6 protein-coding genes are annotated in these 5,373 nt (G+C 50.0%); all 6 read left to right on the top strand.

Features of this window, described 5'->3' with window-relative positions:
• Window positions 1-34 precede the first annotated feature (34 nt).
• The 6 genes from Q3886_RS08080 (at window position 35) to Q3886_RS08055 (ending at window position 5,260) form a co-directional block, all read left to right on the top strand.
• Complete coding sequence (locus Q3886_RS08080) at window positions 35-337, top strand: DUF2325 domain-containing protein (RefSeq protein ID WP_301860843.1); 303 nt, start codon at window positions 35-37, stop codon at window positions 335-337.
• Window positions 338-367: 30 nt separating this feature from the next.
• Window positions 368-610: a FeoA family protein gene (locus tag Q3886_RS08075; RefSeq protein ID WP_301860841.1), complete on the top strand. Its 243-nt coding sequence runs from the start codon at window positions 368-370 to the stop codon at window positions 608-610.
• A 5-nt stretch (window positions 611-615) separates the two neighbouring features.
• Complete coding sequence (gene feoB, locus Q3886_RS08070) at window positions 616-2,991, top strand: ferrous iron transport protein B (RefSeq protein ID WP_301860840.1); 2,376 nt, start codon at window positions 616-618, stop codon at window positions 2,989-2,991.
• Between the two features lie 92 nt (window positions 2,992-3,083).
• Window positions 3,084-3,254: a FeoB-associated Cys-rich membrane protein gene (locus Q3886_RS08065; protein WP_301860839.1), complete on the top strand. Its 171-nt coding sequence runs from the start codon at window positions 3,084-3,086 to the stop codon at window positions 3,252-3,254.
• 209 nt (window positions 3,255-3,463) lie between these two features.
• A complete protein-coding gene (locus Q3886_RS08060) occupies window positions 3,464-4,249 on the top strand; it encodes an electron transfer flavoprotein subunit beta/FixA family protein (protein WP_301860837.1) in 786 nt (261 codons plus the stop codon).
• 12 nt (window positions 4,250-4,261) lie between these two features.
• Window positions 4,262-5,260 carry an electron transfer flavoprotein subunit alpha/FixB family protein gene (locus Q3886_RS08055; RefSeq protein WP_301860836.1) on the top strand — a complete coding sequence of 333 codons (999 nt, stop codon included), beginning with the start codon at window positions 4,262-4,264 and terminating at the stop codon, window positions 5,258-5,260.
• The last annotated feature ends 113 nt before the right edge of the window (window positions 5,261-5,373 follow it).

Raw genomic sequence — 5,373 nt, 5'->3', positions numbered from 1 at the left:
ATTATTTACGGAGCGCAATAAAGGAGCGATGTAAATGAGTGTCGTCATTGTAGGTGGAAACGATTGTATGGTTTGCCAGTATAAGAATATATGTAAAAAGTACTCGTACAAGGCAAAAGTATTTACCCAGGTACCAAGCGATTTTAAGTCGAAAATCGGTTCGCCTGACTTAGTGGTTTTGTTCACTAGCACGGTCAGCCACAGTATGGTGCGCTGCGCTCTGAAGGAAGCACAGCGAAAGAATGTCAAAGTCATTCGGTCTCATACGAGCAGTTCGAACGCGCTTAAGTGTATATTAGAATCGCACGTAGAGCGAAGTACCGCAACTTGCGGATAACGCTTTCGGGCAAGAAGGAGAGGTAGCAGCATGAATATCGTTACGTTGGCAGACATGAAAGCCGGCGAATCCGGTGTTGTTGAAGCCCTGCAGGGGCATGGCAATATTCAGCACCGCCTGGTCGATATGGGAGTTGTAAAGGGTTCCCATATTTCTGTCGTCAAAAAAGCACCGCTTGGCGATCCCATTGAAGTCAACGTCAGAGGATGTGCTCTGGCGCTGCGGATGAACGAAGCAGCTATGATCACCGTAGCTGTAGAAGGGGGAAAATAACAATCATGGAAGATGCAGAAAAGATTAAAATTGCCCTTGCCGGCAATCCAAACTGCGGCAAGACGACAATTTTTAACAACATTACCGGTGCAAAACAACATGTCGGGAACTATCCTGGCGTTACGGTAGAAAAAAAGGAAGGGCACTGTACATTTGAAGGTAAGGAACTGCTCTTTGTTGACTTGCCGGGCACATACAGCCTGACAGCTCGTTCGTTGGATGAAGTCGTTGCAAGAAATGTTATTATTAATGAAAAACCAGATGTCATCGTCAATGTACTGGACGCATCCAACCTGGAACGTAACCTGTACCTGGCTGCACAGCTCGTCGAACTGGGCCGCCCCATGGTCATCGCATTGAACATGATGGACATTGCCGAACGCATGGGCGTCAAGATTGACCTGAAAAAACTGGGTCAGCAACTGGGTGCTGTCGTCGTTCCTCTCGTAGGCAGCAAGAACATCGGTACGAAAGAACTGCTGGAAGTCGTTTCTCATGCGGAAAACACGAAGAACCTGGTCAATGCACAGGTTGATTACGGTGCAGAAGTAGAACCGTCCATTCGCGAACTGACTGATGCCATTGAAAAGACCGGCATTATCAGCTATCCTATTCGCTGGCTGGCTATTAAATTATTGGAAAATGATGTTGACATCGTCGCCAAGATCAAGGCTATGGATGGCACCCAGCACATTTTGGAACTGGCAAGCAAGATGCGCGATATGCTGAAAGACAAAGTAGACCTGGATTTCTATTTTGCGCAGTGCCGTCATCAGTTTGCCGTTAAAGTATTTAATGCTGCTATTATCAATGCCGGCACGCCAGACCCGCTGTCTAATAAAATCGATAATGTACTGACGAACCGCTATTTAGGCATTCCTATTTTCCTCGCTCTCATGTGGGTTATGTTTACAGCCGTTATTGACCTCGGTGCCTATCCGCAGGACTGGCTGGACACGGGCTTTGGCATGCTCGGTGACTGGCTCGGCGGCGTCATTCAGGACGAACAGCTCAAGTCCCTGGTTGTCGATGGCATTATCGGCGGCGTTGGTTCTGTTCTGAGCTTCGTTCCCCTGATCGTATTACTGTATCTGTTCATCAGTCTGCTGGAAGACACGGGGTATATGGCCCGTGCGGCTTTCCTGATTGACCGTGTCATGCGTGCCCTGGGATTGCACGGCAAGTCCTTCATTCCTATGATTCTGGGCTTTGGCTGCAACGTTCCTGGCATTATGGCTGCCCGTACGCTGGACAATGAAAAAGACCGTCTCGTTACGATCATTGCCTGCCCGTTCATCAGCTGCGGCGCCCGTCTTCCTGTATACACCCTGCTGATTGCCGCATTCTTTGGCGCATCCGGGTATGGCGGTACCGTCCTGTTTGGCATGTATCTCCTGGGCATTATCGTGGCTGTCCTCGTAGCCATTGTTCTTCGCAAAACGATTTATAAAGGCGAAATCGAACCGTTCGTCATGGAAATGCCTCCGTATCACATTCCTACGATTAAAGGCGTGCTCATGCACATGTGGGAACGTACTGTCCTGTATATCAAAAAAGCAGGTACCTTCATTCTCGGTGCATCTATTATCGTATGGTTCCTGACGGCATATCCCATGGATGTACAGTATTCTCAGGATTTTGATGCTGCCCGTGATCAGGTTACACAGACCATGGAAACGGAACAGAATAAGATTATGCAGTCCTATGGCATTGCCGGCATGGATGCTGATTCGGAAGTTAAAGATATGTATGACTCTATGGTAGCTGCTGCTGACGCTGAAGAAGAAGCACCGGCAGAAGATGAAGAAGCAGCTCCGGCAGAAGGCGCTGCTGAAGAACCGGCTTATCCGGCAGCTTTTGCCGATCTGGAAGCTAAGAACCCGGCTGTATACAAACAGGCTCTGCCTCTCTTTGATGCTAAAGTAAAAGCTGATGATGAAACGAAAGCCCTGGATGATCAGGAAAGCTCGGAAAAACTGTCTCAGTCTTATGCCGCTTCCATTGGCCACTTCATCGAACCGGTTATTGCTCCTCTTGGCTTTGACTGGAAGATCGGCGTAGGCATTGTTGCCTGCTCGGCTGCAAAAGAAGTCATGGTATCGACACTGGCTACGATTTACAGTGTTGAAGCCGATGCCGATGACGAAGGTAATCTGGTTGACTACCTGGCTAATGACCCGAGCTTCAACCCGGCTGTTGCCCTGTCGCTGATGGTATTCTGCCTGCTGTATATGCCCTGCGTTGCAGCTATGGCTGTCATCAAACGTGAAACGAACTCCTGGAAAGTATTGCTGGGCGTAAATGGTTTAACCCTCGTACTGTCCTACGTTCTGGCATTCGTTGCATACCATCTGGCTCTTCTGGCCGGTCTGGGTGCGTAAGTATCCGCAAATAGTATTACGGTGAATACAGGGGTCGGCGCAGTTACTGCGCCGGCTTCTGCTGCCGCCGGAAACGAAAGGGGAGGACCCGTATGAGTATTGCTACTGTCATTGTCGCACTCGTCGTGCTGGCAGCTGTATTATATTTTGTCCGCCATATTCGCGGCCTGTTTAAGGGAACGGAAAGCTGCTGCGGCGGCAGCTGCTCCGGCAATTGTATGTCGTGCCATCCGGCTCCCAAGAAAGACGGGGAAAAGAAATAACGACCCGCAAAGCATCACCTGTTCAGCTCCACGTGAGCGGACAGGCGATGCTTTTTTTATATCTGGACAGATGATGACGAATTTCAGATATAGTGGCTTCTGGACGTAACATTTTTGTAAATAATACCTATTTAGTAGTTGATTGTTTTAGGCGATTATGGCATAATATGTACAGATATAATGTAGTTTTTGATGAAGGAGGTTTGTATATGAATATCGTTGTATTAGTAAAGCAGGTACCTGCTGTTTCCGATATCCAGATTGATAAAAAGAACAATAACCTTGTCCGTGTCGGTGCACCGTCTACATTGAACCCTGTAGATGCCAATGCTATCGAAGCGGCAATTGCATTAAAAGAAGCTGTAGGCGGCACAGTTACCCTCGTGACGATGGGTACGGCCCTGGCCGGTGAAATCATGCGCGGCGGCATTGCTGTCGGCGCTGATAAAGGCGTGCTCGTTTCCGATGAAGCCCTGGCCGGCTCTGATACACTGGCAACAGGCAAAGCCCTGGCAAAAGCTATCGAAAAAATCGGCGGTGCCGATCTCGTCCTGGCCGGCAAGCGTTCGACCGATGGTGATACGGGCCAGATTCCTCCGACTGTTGCTCAGCGTCTGGGCTTCTCCCTCCTGTCCTATGCAGAATCCCTGGAAGTGGACGGCAACGTACTGAAAGGTACGCGCAAAAATAACGGCGGCCTGGAAACGGTGGAAGTCACCCTTCCGGCTGTATGCTCGGTCATGGAAACGGCCAATACGCCGCGTCAGCCGAAAGTACGGGGAACGATGAAAGCCAAAAGAGCCGTATTTGATGTCCTGCGCGTCGAAGATCTGGGCTTGGATGCTGCTGAAGTAGGCAAAGCCGGCTCGGCAACGGAAGTTACGGAACTCTTTGCTCCGGAACCTCATCCGGTTGGAAACATGATCAGCGGCGATTCCACGGCAGACGCTGTGAAGAAGCTGGTCGCAGAATTAGCATCGAAAAACTTGTTATAAGGAGGGCGAATCATGGAATTGAAACAAAATGTGTGGGTATATGTAGAACTCGTAGACGGAGAACTCAGCCCGGTCAGCATAGAATTATTGGGGAAAGGCCGTGAACTGGCCGATGCCCGTCAGAATACATTAGTCGGTCTGGTCCTTGGCAAGGGTGCAGCCGATGCAGCCAAAGACGTCATCGCCTATGGCGCTGATGCCGCTGTCGTCGTAGACGATCCGGCTCTGGAAACCTTTGATTCTGCCGTATATGCAAAGGCCGTTGCTGCTGTAGCCGGCAAATATGAACCGAGCGTCCTGCTCATCGGTGCGACCAATAATGGCCGCGATCTGGGCGGCCGCCTGTCGGCAGCTCTGAATCTGGGCCTTGTTGCCGACTGCATCGACGTTCGCTATGAAGGCAGCGACGATACGCTTACGTGGATTCGTCCGGCTTATACAGGCAAATTATTCGTGAAGATTCTGACGAAAACCCGTCCGCAGCTGGCAACGATTAGCGGCAAGATTTTCCATGGCAATGCCAAGGATACGAGCCGTACTGGTGAAGTTATTACAGAAACGGTGGACCTCGGCGGAGCTGCAGCTGCGCAGCGCGTAACGGGCTTCCAGGAACTGCCGCCGGATCAGCTGGAACTGAATCTGGAATCGGCTGATATCGTCGTTGGTGCCGGCCGCGGTGTAGGCGATGAAGAAGGCATGAAGAAAGTACAGGCTTTCGCCGAAGCTATTGGCGCCGGATTTGGCGTATCCAAACCGCTCGTAGACAATGGCTGGGTTGGTCATGATATTCAGATCGGCATTACAGGCAAGAAGATTGCGCCGAAAGTATACATTGCCCTGGGCATTTCCGGTGCTATTCAGCATAAATTAGGCGTACAGGAAGCAGACCTCATCATTGCTGTCAATAAAGACGCCGATGCACCAATCTTCCAGTTCGCTCACTACGGCATTGTTGGCGATCTGTTCGAAGCTCTGCCGGTACTGGAAGAAGAAATTAAAAAACTGAAATAATCAGTCCTGCAATATGTGAAATACAAAAAACAGCAGCGAAATCGGAAAAGGCGATTTCGCTGCTGTTTTTTTAGTATGCATATTGTTCGGCATGCTGATATACAACGTGACAC

The organism is uncultured Megasphaera sp., from assembly GCF_958350005.1.
In the GTDB taxonomy this organism is placed as follows: domain Bacteria; phylum Bacillota; class Negativicutes; order Veillonellales; family Megasphaeraceae; genus Megasphaera.
Note: the sequence above shows the minus strand (reverse complement) of the source record. Positions and strands in the feature narration are given on the sequence as shown.

Bases quoted from the DNA above. Each gene is read 5' to 3' on its own strand.
- Q3886_RS08080 (WP_301860843.1), top strand. From the start codon at position 35: ATGAGTGTCGTCATTGTAGGTGGAAACGATTGTATGGTTTGCCAGTAT.
- Q3886_RS08075 (WP_301860841.1), top strand. From the start codon at position 368: ATGAATATCGTTACGTTGGCAGACATGAAAGCCGGCGAATCCGGTGTT.
- feoB (WP_301860840.1), top strand. From the start codon at position 616: ATGGAAGATGCAGAAAAGATTAAAATTGCCCTTGCCGGCAATCCAAAC.
- Q3886_RS08065 (WP_301860839.1), top strand. From the start codon at position 3,084: ATGAGTATTGCTACTGTCATTGTCGCACTCGTCGTGCTGGCAGCTGTA.
- Q3886_RS08060 (WP_301860837.1), top strand. From the start codon at position 3,464: ATGAATATCGTTGTATTAGTAAAGCAGGTACCTGCTGTTTCCGATATC.
- Q3886_RS08055 (WP_301860836.1), top strand. From the start codon at position 4,262: ATGGAATTGAAACAAAATGTGTGGGTATATGTAGAACTCGTAGACGGA.